Source organism: Paenarthrobacter nicotinovorans, assembly GCF_021919345.1.
GTDB lineage: Bacteria > Actinomycetota > Actinomycetes > Actinomycetales > Micrococcaceae > Arthrobacter > Arthrobacter nicotinovorans.
This window is the reverse complement of the sequence record NZ_CP089294.1, coordinates 48,959-65,736: the sequence shown is the minus strand read 5'-3', so window position 1 is coordinate 65,736 and position 16,778 is coordinate 48,959. Positions and strand designations below refer to the sequence as shown.

General features: G+C 61.1%; 15 protein-coding genes. 3 read left to right on the top strand and 12 right to left on the bottom strand.

All coding sequences use genetic code 11. The annotated features are described in order from the left end of the window. Positions 1–42: 42 nt before the first annotated feature. The 6 genes from JMY29_RS20445 to JMY29_RS20420 form a co-directional block, all read right to left on the bottom strand. The gene (locus tag JMY29_RS20445) at positions 43–1,611 is read right to left on the bottom strand and encodes a GMC family oxidoreductase (protein ID WP_016359407.1); all 1,569 of its coding nucleotides are present in this window, start codon (positions 1,609–1,611) and stop codon (positions 43–45) included. Further along, the gene (locus tag JMY29_RS20440; RefSeq protein ID WP_181968423.1) at positions 1,608–1,898 is read right to left on the bottom strand and encodes a hypothetical protein; all 291 of its coding nucleotides are present in this window, start codon (positions 1,896–1,898) and stop codon (positions 1,608–1,610) included. The genes JMY29_RS20445 and JMY29_RS20440 overlap by 4 nt, the downstream gene beginning before the upstream one ends. A gap of 304 nt (positions 1,899–2,202) precedes the next feature. Beyond that, positions 2,203–3,381 carry a substrate-binding domain-containing protein gene (locus JMY29_RS20435; protein ID WP_016359405.1) on the bottom strand — a complete coding sequence of 393 codons (1,179 nt, stop codon included), beginning with the start codon at positions 3,379–3,381 and terminating at the stop codon, positions 2,203–2,205. 77 nt (positions 3,382–3,458) lie between these two features. Then, entirely contained in the window at positions 3,459–4,502 is a 1,044-nt protein-coding gene (locus tag JMY29_RS20430; RefSeq protein WP_016359404.1) for an ABC transporter permease, read from the bottom strand. Further along, positions 4,499–5,542, bottom strand: coding sequence for an ABC transporter permease (locus JMY29_RS20425; protein WP_016359403.1), 1,044 nt, complete (start codon positions 5,540–5,542; stop codon positions 4,499–4,501). Before JMY29_RS20425 ends, JMY29_RS20430 begins: the two co-directional genes overlap by 4 nt. Next, entirely contained in the window at positions 5,539–7,005 is a 1,467-nt protein-coding gene (locus JMY29_RS20420) for a sugar ABC transporter ATP-binding protein (protein ID WP_307730338.1), read from the bottom strand. Before JMY29_RS20420 ends, JMY29_RS20425 begins: the two co-directional genes overlap by 4 nt. Positions 7,006–7,258: 253 nt before the next feature. Here JMY29_RS20420 and JMY29_RS20415 point away from each other — a divergent pair, with 253 nt between their 5' ends. Next, on the top strand, positions 7,259–7,939 hold the full coding sequence (locus JMY29_RS20415) for a GntR family transcriptional regulator (RefSeq protein WP_016359401.1): 681 nt from the start codon (positions 7,259–7,261) through the stop codon (positions 7,937–7,939). Positions 7,940–8,349: 410 nt separating this feature from the next. On the opposite strand, the gene JMY29_RS20410 is transcribed toward JMY29_RS20415, so the two are convergent. Beyond that, entirely contained in the window at positions 8,350–9,726 is a 1,377-nt protein-coding gene (locus tag JMY29_RS20410) for a type II toxin-antitoxin system HipA family toxin (protein WP_016359400.1), read from the bottom strand. Continuing rightward, positions 9,726–10,013, bottom strand: coding sequence for a helix-turn-helix domain-containing protein (locus JMY29_RS20405; RefSeq protein ID WP_016359399.1), 288 nt, complete (start codon positions 10,011–10,013; stop codon positions 9,726–9,728). Before JMY29_RS20405 ends, JMY29_RS20410 begins: the two co-directional genes overlap by 1 nt. A 484-nt stretch (positions 10,014–10,497) precedes the next feature. Here JMY29_RS20405 and JMY29_RS20400 point away from each other — a divergent pair, with 484 nt between their 5' ends. Further along, a complete protein-coding gene (locus JMY29_RS20400) occupies positions 10,498–10,743 on the top strand; it encodes a hypothetical protein (protein ID WP_189076540.1) in 246 nt (81 codons plus the stop codon). A 33-nt stretch (positions 10,744–10,776) separates the two neighbouring features. Here the strand turns inward: JMY29_RS20400 and JMY29_RS20395 are convergent, their stop codons facing one another. Continuing rightward, the gene (locus JMY29_RS20395; RefSeq protein WP_016359396.1) at positions 10,777–12,777 is read right to left on the bottom strand and encodes an FG-GAP-like repeat-containing protein; all 2,001 of its coding nucleotides are present in this window, start codon (positions 12,775–12,777) and stop codon (positions 10,777–10,779) included. Positions 12,778–13,267: 490 nt separating this feature from the next. Between JMY29_RS20395 and JMY29_RS20390 the strand changes: the two genes are divergently transcribed. Beyond that, entirely contained in the window at positions 13,268–14,518 is a 1,251-nt protein-coding gene (locus JMY29_RS20390; protein WP_229778674.1) for a glycoside hydrolase family 26 protein, read from the top strand. 412 nt (positions 14,519–14,930) lie between these two features. On the opposite strand, the gene JMY29_RS20385 is transcribed toward JMY29_RS20390, so the two are convergent. The 3 genes from JMY29_RS20385 to JMY29_RS20375 form a co-directional block, all read right to left on the bottom strand. Continuing rightward, positions 14,931–15,794 (bottom strand): hypothetical protein, encoded by an 864-nt coding sequence (locus tag JMY29_RS20385; protein WP_016359392.1) that lies wholly within the window; start codon positions 15,792–15,794, stop codon positions 14,931–14,933. 2 nt (positions 15,795–15,796) lie between these two features. Then, entirely contained in the window at positions 15,797–16,303 is a 507-nt protein-coding gene (locus JMY29_RS20380; protein WP_016359391.1) for an RNA polymerase sigma factor, read from the bottom strand. 242 nt (positions 16,304–16,545) lie between these two features. Continuing rightward, positions 16,546–16,758 carry a hypothetical protein gene (locus JMY29_RS20375; RefSeq protein WP_016359390.1) on the bottom strand — a complete coding sequence of 71 codons (213 nt, stop codon included), beginning with the start codon at positions 16,756–16,758 and terminating at the stop codon, positions 16,546–16,548. Between the last annotated feature and the right edge of the window lie 20 nt (positions 16,759–16,778).

Genomic DNA, 16,778 nt, shown 5'->3' with positions numbered 1-16,778 from the left:
GTTGCTGTTTTCGATGGCTGGTAGGGCAGCGGAACGGAATGTCTACAGAGCTGCCGCGCTGAGCTGCCGGCCGATGTAGTCGCCCTGTCGCATCGACAGGGCGACGATTGTCAGGGTGGGGTTCGCGGCAGCGCCGGTGGTGAATTGTGACCCGTCGGAGACGAACAGGTTAGGTACGTCGTGGGCTTGACCGAAACTGTTGACGACGCCTTCATCAGGCTTCTGGCTCATTCGGGCTGTTCCCAGGTTGTGGCCGGAGGGCATCCCCGGGGCTCTGGTTGTGCGGATGGCTCCGACAGATTTGAAGAGTTTCTCGCCCTGCTCGTAGCCGTGGTTCCGCATGGCGATGTCGTTGGGATGGTCGTCGTAGTGGACGACAGGTGCGGGCAGACCGAGGCGGTCGGTGACGGTGTTGCTTAGGGTCACTCTGTTGGATGCCTGCGGAACGTCCTCACCGCAAATCCAAAGTGCCGCTGTGCGGGTGTAGGCTTCTACCTTTTCTGTGAATTGTGGCCCCCACTCCCCCGGGCTCATGAAGGTACTGAATGAGGGCAGCCCTTGGGCGATCATCTCGATGTAGTAGCCGCCAACGAAGCCCCGTGATGGGTCATGCCGCGATTCGTCGCTGATGATGCCTGCCATTGGTTCGCCGCGGTACATATGGACTTCGTTGGGGAACTCGGCGTAGACGAGACCGGTGGTGTGCCGCATATAGTTGCGCCCGACCTGGCCTGAGGAGTTGGCAAGGCCGTCGGTATGGCCCGAGGTAGCCGAAAGCAGGAGCAGGCGTGGGGTCTCGATTGCGTTTCCTGCTACAGCTACGAGGCGAGCCCGTTGACGTTGCAGGTTTCCGACGGTGTCTGTGTAGACGACGCCGTCCGCGCGGCCGTCAGGGCCAAGCGTGATTTGTACGGCTTGGGCTTCGGTCCGCAGTTCCAGCAGGCCCGTGGCTAAAGCCTTTGGTATCTCGCTGACAAGTGGTGACCACTTGGCGCGGCTTTTATCGCCTGCCATAGCGAAGCCGTCCTGAACTGTGCCCGGGCGGCCATCGTAGGGTTCAACGTTGGTGGCGTAGGGGCCTGTAGCGTAATGGCGGTATCCGATTCGTTCGGCGCCGTTCGCCAGAACCTTGTAGCCGTTGCTCGCCGGCAGCGGAGGTCGGCCGTGCCGGTGGGAGGCTCCCACCGCTTTTTCCGCTGCGGTGTAGTAATGGTCGAGTTCGTCCAGGTCCAGTGGCCAGTCTGCGATGGTTCCATCGGGCAGGTCTCCGTAGTACGTGTGTGTCTTGAACTCGTGCCATTTGAATCGGGGTGTCAGTCCGGTCCAGAATGTCGCCGTTCCACCGACGGCCTTTCCGTTCCACGCCGGGCTGCCGGGGAAGTCCTTCGCGAGGCTCCATGATCCAGTTGCCAGTCGGGTGTCGGTCCATGTGAGCTGCTTGTAGGACTCCCGTTCGTCGTTGATGAACTTGTCGTTGGTGATCCATGGGCCTGCTTCGAGAAGCACGACTTTAAGGCCTTGCTGCACGAGTCTGAGGGCCAAGGTGGCACCGCCGGGGCCGGAACCGATGATAACGGCGACGTCGTCATCAGTGAGGTCATACTTTTTCATCCGGCTGTCCTTGCATATTCGGTCACGTCAGGAGACATGGTTGGGAGAGGTCCGATGGGGAGGAGGGGCTCGGCGGGTTCTTCGATGCGGGGTTGGGGAAGCCATGCCAGGTCGTCGAATCCGCGGTGCAGGTAGCCGCCCTGTTCGAACGAAGACCCCGGGTAGCCTATGAATTCCCAGACTTCGCGGTCGTCGTAAAGGTGAAATGCAACCAGCGGACGCAGAGTGTTGAAGAACGTCGTTTGCTCAACCGCTCGCAACAGGCAATCAATGGCCTTGGAATCCATGTCGCGGATTGGCGAAGTTGTTATCTGGACCAAGTCCCTTAATCCGTCTGACAGGGTTCGGTATAGCCCGGGATCTGATGCGGCCTGTGTGATGATGCTGGAAACAGTCCGGGTGTAAGGTCCGTCCCGTAGGTCCGGGTGTGGATAGAGTGCTTTTGCCAGCACGATGAGCTCTGCGACGCGCGCAGGTGGAAATAGGTCTGGATGGGGCGAAAAAACAGCGCTGTCTGCCGCCATGGGCTTTCCTTTCGAACTGAAGTGAAGTGTGGAGGGAAGGACGTTCTTCCCGGCCCTCCCCTGTGCGTTAGGGAATGACCCGCTTTTGCCATACCTGCGGAAAGCCTGGAAGGTCCTCGCCGCCGAAGGCTGCGTAATGCGAATCGGGCATTCCCTCGTTGGTCTTCAGGACCTTGTCGAGATCTTCGGAAGTGACGGGTACCTGCGGCAATACCCAATCCTTGGGGATTGATTCGCCCCGGAAGAGGGACGCTGCCGCAAGGAGCGCGGTTCGCCACTGGTAGGCGTCATACACGGACGCGAAGCCTTTGAACCCTTTGTTCTTCCATGCCCTGAGGTAAGAGAGGTTGTCTTCGCCGGTCACCACAGGGATGTCCTTGCCGGTATCCTCGAAGGCCTCGATAGCTGGAACCGACTGGTCGCCCAGGTCCACCCAAACGGCATCGACAGTTCCTTTGGCGAGCTCATCGGCCACGACTGCTTTGATCTTGGTGGGGTCGGCACCGGTGATGTAGTCCGTGTATTTCAGCCCTGCCTCGCTGAAAATGTGCTGGGCAGCGGCCCAGCGCTGCTCGAAAACGTCAACTCCAGGCGCCGTACGCAGTGCTACTACGTGTCCTCCTGGTTTGACGTTTTCTGTTACGAACGTCGCTGAATCAATTCCCCAGGCCATGCCGCCCACGGAGTGGATGAATGTGGTTGCGCAATCCGTGCCGGCCCCACGGTCGAAGATGATGACGGGTTTTCCTGTGTTGCAGGCTCTTTCCACTGCCGGTGCCGTTGCCTGTGGCGAATTGGGGGCGATGATGAAGGCGTCACAGGATTGCTGGTTCACGAAGTAGTCGATGTCAGCAACCTGTGTGTTGTCGCTGTCTTGGGCGTTGCGGGTTTCCATTTGCGAGATGACACCCTGCTTTTGCAGCTCCTTGAGCTGTTCGTTCATGGTGATCCAGCCGGTCTGCCGCCACGTGTTACTGAGCGCAGCGTTGGAGAAACAGACCTTGGCCGGCGCGTTCTTTTTGAATGCTGTGGCGTCTACCATTGGCCCGTCGAGGTACTGAAGATAGGGGGTGGATGGGTCCCCGGCAAAGGTTGCAGTCCGTTGCGAGTTTTCCAGATCGAATTGTGCCTGGTCGAACCAGTCGTTGGCTGTGGTGGTGGAACCCGGAGAGGTTTCCGCACCAGCGGTCGAACCGGGAGCACACGCGGTGATCATCATGGCGGCTGCACCTAGTACCGCAAACATCTTTGTTTTGGTCCCTTGTGTAGGCACGTTGTTCCTTTCGAAGTGGCCTGCTATGGCCAGGGGGTTGTTGTTATTTGTTACTGGTCATCCGGGGTGTTGCGGTTTACCGGCCTTTTCGTCAGCCATGCTGGGCGCTTCATGCGCAGCAGTGGGATGCCGAGAGCGAGGATGATAATTGCGCCTTGAACTGAAGGGCGCCACGTCGATTGGACGCCGGCAAAGTTGAGAATGCTGACAAGGGTTTCCAGGACGTAAGCCCCTGCTACCGCGGACAGGACTGCGCCACGTCCACCTCCCAGGGCGACGCCGCCGAGAACGACGGCCGTGATGGCCGTGAACTCATAGCCCTGTCCGACAACCGGACTGACACCGGCGTAGCCGACCATGAGAACTGCTGCCACGGTGGCTGCTGTGGATGAAAGGATGAAGGCTTTAGTACGGATCCACCAGGGGCTGGCGCCAGCAAGGGCTGTTGTCGCAGGATTGTCACCAACTGCAATCAGCATTCGTCCGAACGGTTTTTTCATGAGCCAGGCCGCGCCTATAGCTACGAAGAGCAGAACCAGAACGGAGTAGGGCACGAATCCTATAAGGGGGACATTTTGCAGTCCGCCGCGGCCAATGGCGCGGAATGCATCGGCCGGGTTTCCGCTGGGAGCGCCCCCGGTGAAGTAGAAAGTCAGTCCGGACAGGACCAGCGCCGTTCCGAGCGTGGTGATGAAACTGGGTACCTTGAGCAGAGAGGTCAGTACGCCGTTGACGATGCCTACAACGGTTCCCAGCACCATCATGAGCACCATAACCTGCGGGATGCGGGATGGCTCCTGGCCAATCAGATTTCCGGCAAGAACGACCTGAGCCGAGATGACGGCGCCCATTGACAGGTCGAATTCCCCTGCGACGATGACGAAGTACTGGCCAATTGCCACGACCGCGATTGGTACTGACCTCCCAATGAACCGGGTCATCTGGTCCGGCTCTGCGAGGGATGGATTGTAGAAGGTCAGGATGATAAGGAGGACGAGGAGGAGCAAGTAGATCGCTCCACCAGGTGTGGCGAAGGAACGCAGGGTTCGTGAAAACAGGGGCTGCCTTTGGGCGGAATACCTGATTGTGGTCATCGGATGCTGCCCTCCTTCATTGAACTGGTTGATTTCGTCCGCAGTGAGTCGAAGCGCGCGGATCGTTTGAGCTGGTTTCTTTTCGCATAGACAGCGACAGCGATGATGATGATGAGGCCCCTGACTACTTCCTTCAGGTAGGGGTTGACTTCCATGATTCCCAGCAGGCTGTCGATGGTCGCGAAGATGAGGATGCCGCCGAGCGAGCCCCAAATCGATCCTTTTCCGCCGGCTAGGACTGCTCCGCCCACCACGACGGCCGCGATTGAGAGCAGGTCATAACCACCCTGGGTGCCGACCTCGGGGCTGCCGACGCCCAGACGCGCGACGATGACCAGTCCGGCGAGGCCCGCGAAGAGTCCGGAAAGGGAGTGAGCCACGATTGCGGGTAACGATTCCCTGATTCCCGACATCCTTGTGACGGCGGGATCCCCGCCCACGGCGTAAATGTGGAGCCCTGTCCGGGTCCTGTTCAGAAACAGGGCTGTGGCCACCAGGCATAGGACCATGGCAACTGTCGTCCATGGCACCACTCCCCAGGAGGCTGACCCGATGGCGGCAAGTTCAGGGGATGCTTTGCCAGTGCTTCCGCGGTAGTTGGTGAAGAGGTATCCCGAAACCACGAGACCTGTACCGAGCGTGGCGATAAAGCCATTGATCTTGACTAGACCGACGAGCAGGCCGTTGACGAGTCCAATGGCGAGGGATACCAAAATCGCTGTGACGATACCGGCAGTAGAGTTTTCTGATCGTCCTGCCATGACTCCTGCGGCCAGGACGCTGGAAAGGCTGAGCACGAATGGAACGGACAGATCAAGGCTTCCAAGGAGAATGACGAGGGTCTGTCCGACGACAACCAGACCAAGGACGGTGGTGCTGGTCAGAAGGTCGGTAATGTTCCCTTCGGTAAAAAAGCTGCGGCCGGAGAGCCCAGTGAGAGCCCCACCGCAGCAGAGGACGAGGATCCAGACCAGATATACCGAACCTGTATTGGACCGGAGGGTGTTGTTCAAAGTGGACTTGAATCTGTGAGCGTTCATGCTGCCACCGCCGCGTCGGTTATGCCGGCCGCTGCCTGCAAAATGCTTTCTTCGCTGGACCCGGCAGGAAGCTCGGAGACCAGTTCCCCGTCACGCATAACGAGAACTCTGTCGGCCATCCCGATGAGTTCAGGCAATTCGCTGGAAACCATGAGGATGGCGTGTCCGGCGGCAGCCAAACGTCGCATGAGGACGTACAGGGCAAACTTCGCACCAACATCAATCCCTCTGGTTGGCTCATCGAGAAGGACGATTTGTGGTTCCATAAGCAGCCACTTGGTGAGAATCACCTTTTGTTGATTGCCGCCGGAAAGGTACCTGATCTCCTGATCCGGTCCCCGTGCTGAGAGTTGCAGCTCCAGAAACAGGTCGGTTGCAGCCTGACGGGCAGTTGAAGTGCGTTTGGGATAGCAGGCTCGGATTACTGTCAGAGCGTTATCAATGACTGATTGATTCAGGAGCAGTCCCGTAGCTTTCCTGTCCTCCGTGACGTGAGCAATCCCGGCTCGAATTGCTTGGCGGGTTGTTTTGATGGTCGTGGGTGCCCCATTGACGTGTATCTCGCCGCGGGTGAATGGTGCCGATCCGGAGATAGCATCCAAAACTTCTGTGCGGCCTGACCCTTGCAGTCCGGCTATTCCCAGGATTTCCCCGCGACGGAGTTTCAGCGTCACGTTGTTTACTACATGGTTCCCGGCGTTTTGAAGGGAGAGCGCTGTGTCTCCAACTACTGTTCCTTCGGTCTTGGGCGGGAAGAACGAGGATAGGGGGCGCCCGACCATAAGCCGGACCAGTTCCTGCTCGTTGAGTTCTTCTGCCGGCTTCGTGGCTACAAGGGCGCCATCCTTGAGAACCGTGATGCGGTCACAAAGCTTAAAAATTTCCCGCAATCTGTGGGAAACGTAGAGAACGGCAACGCCGCGCTTCTTGAGGTTTTCAATGATGCTGTACAGGAGCTCCACTTCGTGATCCGCAAGCGCAGCGGTTGGCTCGTCCATGGAGATGACCCGGGCGTCAAAGCTGAGGGCCTTGGCAATTTCCACGAGCTGTTGCTGCGCCACAGATAGTGTCCGCACATGCGCTGCCGGGTTAATGGAGTCAACTCCAAGGGATGAAAAAAGCTCTGCAGTCGCTGCGTTCATCTTTCGTTGCGAGATGAAACCTCGCACACGCGGTTCGCGGCCGAGATAGATATTTTCGGCTACGGACCGGTCCGGCAACAGGTTGAATTCCTGGAATACCGTGGAAATGCCTGCCAGCTGAGCCTGCACAGGATGGCTGAACATAACATCCTTGCCACCTAGAACAACCTTGCCCTCGTCCCTTGTGTAGACTCCCGCAAGAATCTTCATCAATGTAGATTTCCCGGCGCCGTTCTCTCCTACGAGCCCGTGCACCTCTCCCGGCCTTATCTCAAGGTCTACGCCGGTCAGTACCGGGAATCCGAAGAATGATTTGCTCACTCCCCGTACTTCAAGTGCTAACACGAAAGCCTCATCTCACTTCGTTGTGACGCCCGCCGAAGCGGAAACCGCACCGTCTCGGCGGCCTGTTCGAGCAGCAACTGTATGACCGCGGTCACCCCCAAGTCAAGCATTATCGATAATGCCTAAAACTTTCTTTTTCTCCTTGCCCCGCGTAGGGTGAGTGCAAAGCCCGGCGAGACCAGAAAGCTCGTGCTTGCCTTCCGGGCGCACCAAGAAAGGCCGAGGAACCATGGACGCTACCTCTAAGCGGCTGACGAGAACGACCGTCGCCAGCCAAGTGCGAGACTTCATCGTCATGGAAATTGCGCAGGGAAGGCTACCTTTGGGTGCCCCCGTTCGTGAGATGGAAATAGCGGCACAGCTCGGGACAAGTCAGACGCCGGTGCGTGAGGCGTTTCGTGAACTCGCCGCCCTTGGCCTGCTCGAATCCCGTATCCACGTCGGCACCCGCGTACGACAACTAGCCGAAAAGGATTTGGTTGAGGCGGTGCCCATCCGTTCTGCCCTTGAAGGCATAGCCGGCCGCTTAGCCGCCAATAACTATCACAAACACGCTGAGGAGGTTCGTGGAAGCTTCGAGGCTATGAAGGAAGTAGCGGAAGGGGGTGACCGCAGGGTTTTCGCTGCGGCCAGTACCACGTTCCACCGATCCGTCGTACGGGCGGCCGAAAACGCCTCTCTGCTGCGCGCTTGGAACGCCCTGGGAATCGAGGTCATGACGATCTTGGCAATGGCCTCCAGCGACATCCCATTAGATGACGCAGCCGAATCACATCGACCAATTGTTGACGCCCTCGAAGCTGGCGATCCTGAGCTGGCCGAGCATGCCCTGACCCATCATGTTGCTGCCTATCTCCCCGCCACTGCACACTCCAATGGGGGAGTAGACGCCGCCGTCCAGGCGAGTTAACGGCTAAGCCGTCTGGTCAGCCTGGTGTGGTAGCGCTCCTTCCCGGGTCCTCCCTATACGACGGCTTAAAGCCGAGCCAACTCGACGTTCAGCGTGGCAGGCCCTTCTGCCTTACTTAGTCCTGGAAAGGTCCGTGCAATTCGGGCACACCCTAACCTGACGTTGCCGGGGTTTGAGCAGGGAGAATGCCTGGCAAGTGGGGTGACCTCGGGAGGTGTTCCGGGGCGAGTCCGGTCACGGGAGAGGATTTTGGGTCGGTGGCACTGGCAGGTGCGCGTTTTCCGGATTTTTTGTCCGTTGGTGATTTGTTTTGCGCGTCATTTGTGCCAGGGCTGGGTGTCAGTTTGGGTTCTAAGAGCATTGTGATCCACTGTCAGAGAACGCCGACGTCCGCGCTATTCTGACGCCTTTTAGTTTCGTCGGCGGTAGTGTCCGGGGATGCGTTTGCCGGCGCGTGTGTGTTCGGGGACCCATATGTCACCGTGGGATGGCGGAGAGGGCGGTGTCGCCGTTCCGCCCATGTCCACCACTGTCGGTGAGGGTGTCAGGGAGGCGACCCGTTTGGTGTTTTCCCCTTCAAAGGCTTTAGCCATGGAGTGGAGTGAGTCGGGTTCGGCTCCGAGGCTGAGGGCGTCCTCGCGCCAGTGGGATACGGCGGCGGCAACCTTTTGCAGCCGGGTGATGGCGGCGTCCCTGGTCAGCCGGAAAGCGTCGGCGAAGTCCAGGAGGTCCCGGACGTCCCTGTCGAAGAGCCCGCCGTGCGGTGTCAGTGGGGTTTCTGATGCGCCTGTTGGCATCGGGTTCACGTCGAAGGACGGCGACAGGCGCCACCCTTGACTGGTGCGGAGGAGCCCGTGGTTTCTCATGTGGTCATCGGTGTTGTTGACCATGGCGATGAAAGCGGCACGGCTGAACATTTCGTTGGCGTCCTGTACGGGTGCTGCGGAGATGTGGGCGACTTCGGAGGCGATTTTCACGTAGTCGGGGTGTGCGTAGGTGTCCAGCTGCAGTGCGGTGCGCACGCTCATGTACGGCAAACGCAGGTCACCGTCCCGGTCGAACCGGCGGGTAAGGAAGATATGGGAGAACTCCCCCAGCTGCATGAGCCTGGACTCGGCGACCCGGATGCCCGCTCGTTCCTGGAGCCTGACGGCGACCATTTCCCATAACTGAACGTTACGGATATCCGACGTCTTCGGGAATTTCGCCAGCAGCATGGACCCGTCCTCATCCCGTACCCAGGCTTTGGGCTGCGCCCCGCCCGGGGAGGAACCAGCGCCCATCAGCAGGGAGTTTTCCTCGGTGACCTCACCAGTCTCAGCGAAAATCCTGGCTTCCTCGGCGAGGACGCCGAGATCGCGGACACTCGCGCCCCGCCCCCAGGAAGAGAGAAACATCCCGTTATCCCTGAACCGAAGGGCGCCCTGCCTGGTCTCATCGTTGACCAACAACAGGTACCCGGCTTCTCCCGTGGGTGGAATACGGCCGGCACCCTCGGCACGGGCTTTTTGGCGCAGTTCTTCGAAGAGCAGCTTCTTGCCCCAGTCATCCGGCGCGGCGTCCTGGAAGGCCCCGAACAGTCCACGGCCCTGAGTGGGGTTCTGGGGGCCGCTCCTCAACGGTAGCTCCGGGGAGAGCTCGAATGCCTCTGGATCAGACATCCAACTGTCAGCATAGGTGAAGGAGACATGCTCACGGGACGACAGCCCATCCGTTTCAATGTCCATCACCCCGGCCAAGGTCTCATTCACGAGTACCTCCACACGCCGGATGTTACGGGCCGCCATTAAGGCTTCCTCGGGGCGCGCTGTCGGCCCAGCAGGTGCGCCCGCGCCCTGCCAAGATCAGTATTCAACGGATCGACAGCACCAATGAGGTCTTCGGCGACGCCGAGCACCGACGCAACCGTCATCAGGTGCTCGACCTTCCCGCCTTCACCGGCCTCCAGGCGCATCAGGGTCGACCGGGACACATCGGCCCGTTCGGCGACAAGTTCCTGCGACAAGCCAAGAATGATCCTGCGGCTCCGGAGATTCTCCCCCAGTCGTCGCATGGCCTCACTACTCTCCCTCACCTAGCTATTTTCCGTCATTAGCCTATCTAATGCAATAAAATAGCTACATTATGTGTTCTGGTCTGAGTGTATGCAGTGTCCAGAGAACTTGACATGAAGTCCGGTCCTCGACGCACCGAAGAGAGGTCCGGGCCCGCTGCATGAGCCTCCGAGCGCTAATGGCCCTGCCGAGTGGCCAAGGACCAGCGGCTCAAGAGGTTCGAGGTCAGGCTAACAGGGTGAGCTCGTCGCGTCCCTGCCTGACCGGTGTTGGTGGGTCTGGGGTGAGTTGCCGACAGGCTGTTCTGCGAAAGTGTTTTCGCTTGTCCTTGGTGCGTGCCAAGAGTAGAACGGCGCTAAGGGCAGTCGGTAGGCCGAACGGTCCGGTTTTTGTTCGTGGTTTCCTGTTGGCTGGGGCACGGGAGTCGGAGACTGACGCGCGCCATAATTCGTGACGCACGTACGTGGTGGACGGATTCATGCTGCTCAGGCGGAGGTGGCGACCATGACTTCCATACCAGCGCACAGTGTCAAAACACGACGGCCTGCCACGTGGGCCGTCGAGGCCGTGATCCTTCTGTTGCTGATCCTGGCGGCCGTCAACAGCGCGCCTTCGGATCTCTTCGCGCGTCCAGCGCCAGTGCCAGCGGTAGGACCGGCCGTGGGGCAACCACCGGACGCGATCACCCGGCTTTTGGACGGCCCTCGTGAGCTGTGGCGCTTCCGGCCCCGCAGCGCTACGGGCTGGTGATGAAACCCTTGTGAGCGGCGGGTGTCCTCGGAGTCAGGTGATGACCGTCATGACGTTCCAGCCGACACCGACACGTACCCGCGGATCGTAACCACCAGAGTCCGTCCCGGGATACAGCCACAGCGCGCCGGCGGTGTCGCGGGCAAGAAGATCGGGCCGGTCATCGCCGTCAACGTCGCCTGGCGTGAGCATCGCTGTCATGCCGTTCCAGTCGATACCGACCAGTTGCCGGTCCAGCCAGGCCCCTTGCGGTGTTCGTTGGTAGAGCCACAGATTCCCGGAACGGTCCCTGGCGAGGAGGTCGTTTCCAGGCTCGGACGTGTTTCCCGGGCCCAGGATTGCGGTCATCTCGTTCCACCCGGCTCCGATCGCGGTGCGGGGCAGCCATCCACCCTTGCCGTTGCCCGGGTACAGCCACAGAACCCCTGCCGTGTCCCGGGCAACGATGTCGGCTTTGCCGTCGAAGTCGACGTCTCCCGGAGTAACGACGGCGGTAATGCCGTTCCAGCCCGTCCCTACCTTGGTGCGGGGCAGCCAGTCGGAGGTGCCGTTCCCGGGGTAGAGCCACAGATCACCTGCACTGTCGCGGGCCAGGACATCTGCTTTGCGGTCGCCGTTGAAATCACCGGGGGTAGCGACCAGGTTCATGACGTTCCAGCCGGAACCCACTTGCTTGCGTTGCAGCCAGTCGGCGGCGCCGTTGCCGGGGTAGAGCCACAACGCCCCGTTCGCGTCCCTGGCCAGGACATCGGTGGCGCCGTCGGAGTTGTAGTCCCTGCGGACATGTTCGATCACCGGAGCGTCCAGCACCGTAATCTTGGTGCCGTTGATATAGGTCCCGTAGCCTCTACTGCCGCCAGGCTCCAGGGTAAAGGTGTAGAGGTTGTCACCGAGGTACTCGGTGGCCAGGATCTTGTTCGAGGGCAGCGACTGGACCAGAGCGAAGCTACCAACAATGTAGAGCCGTTTACCGTCGGCGCTGACCTGGACGACGGGCTTGGACCGCCCCGAGTACCCATTCGCCAGGGGCGCGGAGGTGTTGTTGACCAGGTCAAGTTTGGCGACAAAATACGCCCCGGCTTCATAGCGGCCGTTGACGTACCGCGGCGGTTCCTGATCGACCGTGTAACCGGTCTTCCCATCCGGGGTGAAGACCGGCGTCGACGGGACACTCGTCGTCCTGATGGTCGCCACGACCGTGTCAGTGGCCACGGAAACGACGGAGAACCCCCTGGCGAGGGTCTCCGGGGACTGCATGGGGTAGTACATTCGGGTGCCGTCCGGGGACAGTGCTCCGTCCGAGGCGCCGGCAGGAACCTGAATTGTTTTGCTCACCTTATAGGTGGCTGGGTTAATGACGGAAAGGGTGCCATCGAACATGTTTGCGACGTAAACCTTAGACCCGCCGGCGACGAAGACCGGCAGGCCTGGGCCTGCCCCGACCGGAATCACTGCCTTGACCTTCCTGGCAGCAACATCAATGGCCACCACAGACCGGGCCGAGACTGCATCCTCGGAGGCATACACGGTCGACCCGTCAGGGGAAACAGCGAGCTTACCGCTCGAATGCTCCAAAATCACCACGCCCGTGACCGTCATCGAAGACAGATCGACGATGGACACATTGGGTGTCCCCCCGCCGGCGGAAACGACCGCCGTGGATCCATCCCGGGAGAGCACCATGGACCTGGCGCCCGGCACTGCGACAGTGCCAGCAACAGTGTCGGAGCCGACATCGATCACCGACAGAACGTCCCCGCCAACCGCGTACGCCCTCGAACCGTCACCACTGAACACCACCGCTGCAGTGGCGCGCACGTCAATGGTCGACGGCGGCGAGAGCGTCGCCGCCGGAACCGCTCCCAACGGCGCCCCACCGGTGCTGACCTTACCCGTGTGGAGGGTCAGTGCACTGGTGTTCGGCCCTGGCCCCTCAGCGAAAGCGGACGCGGGAAAGAGCGCCAATAACAGCCCCATGACAGCAGCAAAACCCACCAAGCTGCGGTAGACGCGCGCGATTCTTGTCTCCAACATGATGGATCCCCCAATTTCACGCGCCACGGATCTGAGCACCAAGCGCCGATAGAGCCACACAGTAGCCACCGCCGACTGGAAAAACCAGAGCTGTCTCCCTGCCAACGCCGCAGGAGGTCAGCGTCCTGACGTGTCTCGGGGTGCAGAACAGCACGTGCCTAAGGTCTACGGATGTTGTTCGTTGCCAACGAGTTCTCGTGCACGGCGCCGACCCTGTTGAGGCAGACAGACATGAACGGTTGCCGGTTGCACGGCGAAGGGACAGGCCAGCCAGATCCCCCTGTGCAGTACGTTCGGCGTCTGCCGATGGCGGGCCACAGCTCACCGTAGACAGGGACTGCCGCTGAGCCACCCCGGCGTTTGTCACTCCCCGGTGCGCAGCTACGGAACCGGTCCCGGAGAGAAACAGGCGTTGCCTCGGTGCCTCATTGGATTGCAGTCTTTAGGATGGGACCGTAACCGCAGGCCGGGGAAGGGTTGGGTGTTGGTGGTGGGGGAACAACCCGTGGATGAGCGTGAGGACCGGCGGCAGAACCGGGCGGAGCTGCGCAGGGCTTTCGTCCTGCCTTCGGTCATCGGCCTGATCGTCCTCGGGGTCGCCGGGGTCAACTTCGCCAACGGCCTGTCCCAGAAACAAAACCAAGAGGCCGCCCTGACGCTGCCGGCCTGCCAGGTGATACCCCGGGCGGGGCTGGTCCCCGCAGACGGGGCGTTGTTCGGGGTGAACCTGGACTGGCACAACAAGCCTTTGGCCACGTTCGCGACAGACCTCGGCCGCAAACCCGCTGTCAGTGTCTCCTTCACAGGGTTCCCGCTCACGGCCAAAGACGAGTCCGACCTGGCCCGGGCGGTGGAGCAGATCCGCTCCGACGGGCACATGATGCTGCTGACCCTGGAACCCCACGACGGTTTGAGTTCGGTCACCGAGGGCACAGCCACCGCCCTGGCGAAAGACCTGAATAAGTTCAACGAAGACGGCGTACCGGTCATCGTGCGGTTCGCCCACGAAATGAACGGCTCCTGGTACGCCTGGTCCCAGCAACCCCAGGAATACATCGCCGCGTACCGGACCATCGCGGACGCCGTCCACACCCACGCGCCCGGCTCGGCGATGATGTGGGCGCCGAACTACGGCGGCGGGTACCCGTTCGCCGGCGGCACCTATGAAGCCAAACCCGGCACAGCGGACTTCCTCGCCCTGGACACCAACGGCGACGGCACCCTCACCATGCAGGACGACGCGTACGCCCCGTACTATCCCGGGGATGAGGCCGTGGACTGGGTGGGCATGTCCCTGTATCACTGGGGCGCGAAATACCCGTGGGGCGAGAATGAGCTGCCCGAGCCGGGCAAGTTCACTGACCAGCTCACCGGGACCTACAACGGGGCCAACGGCGACGACAGCCTGTTGCCCGATTTCTACACCGTTTACGGAGTCGATCACGGCAAACCCGTCGCCATCCCCGAAACAGCTGCCCTCTACGCACCGGGCGTTGGCGGGGACCAGGAACTGGCCATCAAACAAGCCTGGTGGAACCAGCTCTTCTCCCCGGAAACCCACGCGCGGTTCCCGCAGTTGAAGATGGTCAACTGGTTCGAATGGGACAAGACAGAGGTCGAAGTCAAAGGCCGCGTCGATTGGACCATCACCAACACCCCCGCCATCCGGGAAGCTTTCACCACCGCGCTGCCCGACTGGCTCCGCTACGGCCCCGACAAAACCTGCCGACCCCAGCACTAGGCCGCCCCTTCCCGGAGGCCGCCGGCAGGGCCGGCCGCCCTCCTGTGCCAGTCAAAAAACTGGTGGCGGGTAACCGTTTCGCTCATCCCGCGACGGGGCTTTACTGGTTGCAGCGGTACCACGATCACCTGCCCGGCCGGGATGCCTGGGGCCGGTGGTCCGGGAATCCGCACGTGGCCGGGTGCCCCTTGGCGCCCGGCCACGCCTTCTCGCAGGGGCAGCGGCGTTGCGTCTCAAAGGCAGCCGCGCCCATCCACAGGGCCCGCACCGTCTGATGCTCGAGCTTCGTTGCAGGCTTATGACCCATCTGTCTGTCACGGGCCAATCCCCACCCGGTATAGCTAAGTATCCTTAGTGATGGTGTTCTTGTAGCGGGACGACGCGGTCATCCCGCCCGGCCTGACCTGTGAGGTCAGGGCGTACTGGTTGTGGCTGGCGCTGCCGGTCCGGGGCCAACGAGTTGGGGCCTGAGGCGGACGGGGATGCCGGCTGTGGCGAATTGGTGGTCCATGCCTTCTTGGACGGTGGTGTACTTGCCGTTCTGGACGTCGTAGCCAAGGAATTCCCAGTTGTAGATGCTGGTCCATGGTTGTCCGAAGTCGGTCAGGTATCTGCCGTTGCTTTGGAGTGTGGCGATGTTGTACCAGGCGTTGCCGCCGTCCAGACCAATGGCTTTGACGCCCGCGTCCGAGATCGAATATGCCAGCCAGCCTTCGGCGCAGCCGAGGACGGTGTAGTACTGCTGCTCGTTGGCGGGGATGGGTTTGATCGCCCGGACCTGGTCCTGGCGTTGGATGTCGATGTTGGCCGGTACGCAGGCGCCGGCTGCGGGTCCTGCGGGCACGGTGGCGGGCGGTGCTGTGCTCGCGGCGGGGGCGGTGACGACCCGGGACGGGCTTGGCGTCGTGGTCGGCGTCTGGGCGGACGAGGGTGTGGACGTCGGTGTTGGCGTGGGCGAGGCCGAGGGAGTGGGCGTTGCTGAGGCGGTCGGTGTGGGGGTTGCCGTGACAGTGGGAGTATCGGTGGTGGCCGGGGCGGGTGCCGATTGAGGGGCCAGGTTCCCTGCGACGACGACGGCGCCGATGACCGCCGCAGCTGCGAGCACCACGCCTGCTGTCGCTGTCCAGCGGGTCCGCCGGGTCTTGCGCTCGGCGAGTGAAACGACGTTGGGGTCGTCCGTGAAGACGGTGGAGCGACCCGGTAGGACTCCGGGGGTGGTCCCGGGTTCGGGGACATGGGGTTTGGCGTTCTTCATGAGTTGTTCGATGCGGTCCATGGTTAGACTTCCCGTTCTGTCATGAGGTGTTGTGGTGCGGCTTTCGCGAAGGCTTTGCGGGCCCGGTGCAGCCTGACCGCGGCTGCTGAGGGTGTGCATCCGAGGCTTTCGGCCAGTTCTGCCGTGGTGAGGTCGTCCCAGTAGGAGAGCATCAGGATTTCCCGGTCCCGGTCCTTGAGGAGGGAGAGGATCTCGGCGACGCTGGCCTGCTGTGCGTCATCGTTGGTGATGGCCGCTTGGGTTCGTGCCTCTTCAGCCAAGCGCTGCATGAGTTGTTGGCGGCGGCTCCGGCCCTTGTATTCATTACCGAGGACGTTTCTGGCCGTGGCGATCAGCCATCCGATTCCAGGTGGCTCGGGCGGTTGTTTCTCCCACACGATCCGGAACACGTCATTGGCCAGTTCCTCGGCCCGTTCGCGATCGCTGATCCGGTACGCGATGTACTGGTAGATGCGGCTGAAGTGTTCAGCGTGAAGAGCAATCAGTTCCTGCTCTCTGGTAGCCAACATCCTTGTTCTTTTCCCCCGGGCTAGTGCGATGTGATGATTCAACCCCTTAGTGTCCCGGGAACCGGTGTTTCTTACATAACCGGAGAAAAACTTTGTGACCCCGGTTCCGGCCAGGTCCTAACCCTTGTCGGGTCGGCGCATGGGTTTACCCAGTGGCTGCCGCGGCGCGTACGGACACCTGGTTACTGCGGGAGCGGAGATACCCGGCAGCCTCCCCCAAATGAGCTTGCCGGGTATCGCGTCTAGAGCCGTTGCGCGGCCGAGATGCGGCTACTGCGTCTTTGCTTGCCCGGGTGAGGGGCCCACCCCATGCTTCTGTAGGATCGAACGGCCAGGACTACGACGAGCGTTGCGGTCACCAGAACAACAGTTGAAACGGCGACAACGATCACGCCGACGACATGAACGAACAGTACCCCAAAGATCACCACTGAGTGGGGGTCGATAAATTCCATGGTCTTTTCTTGTGCTTGGA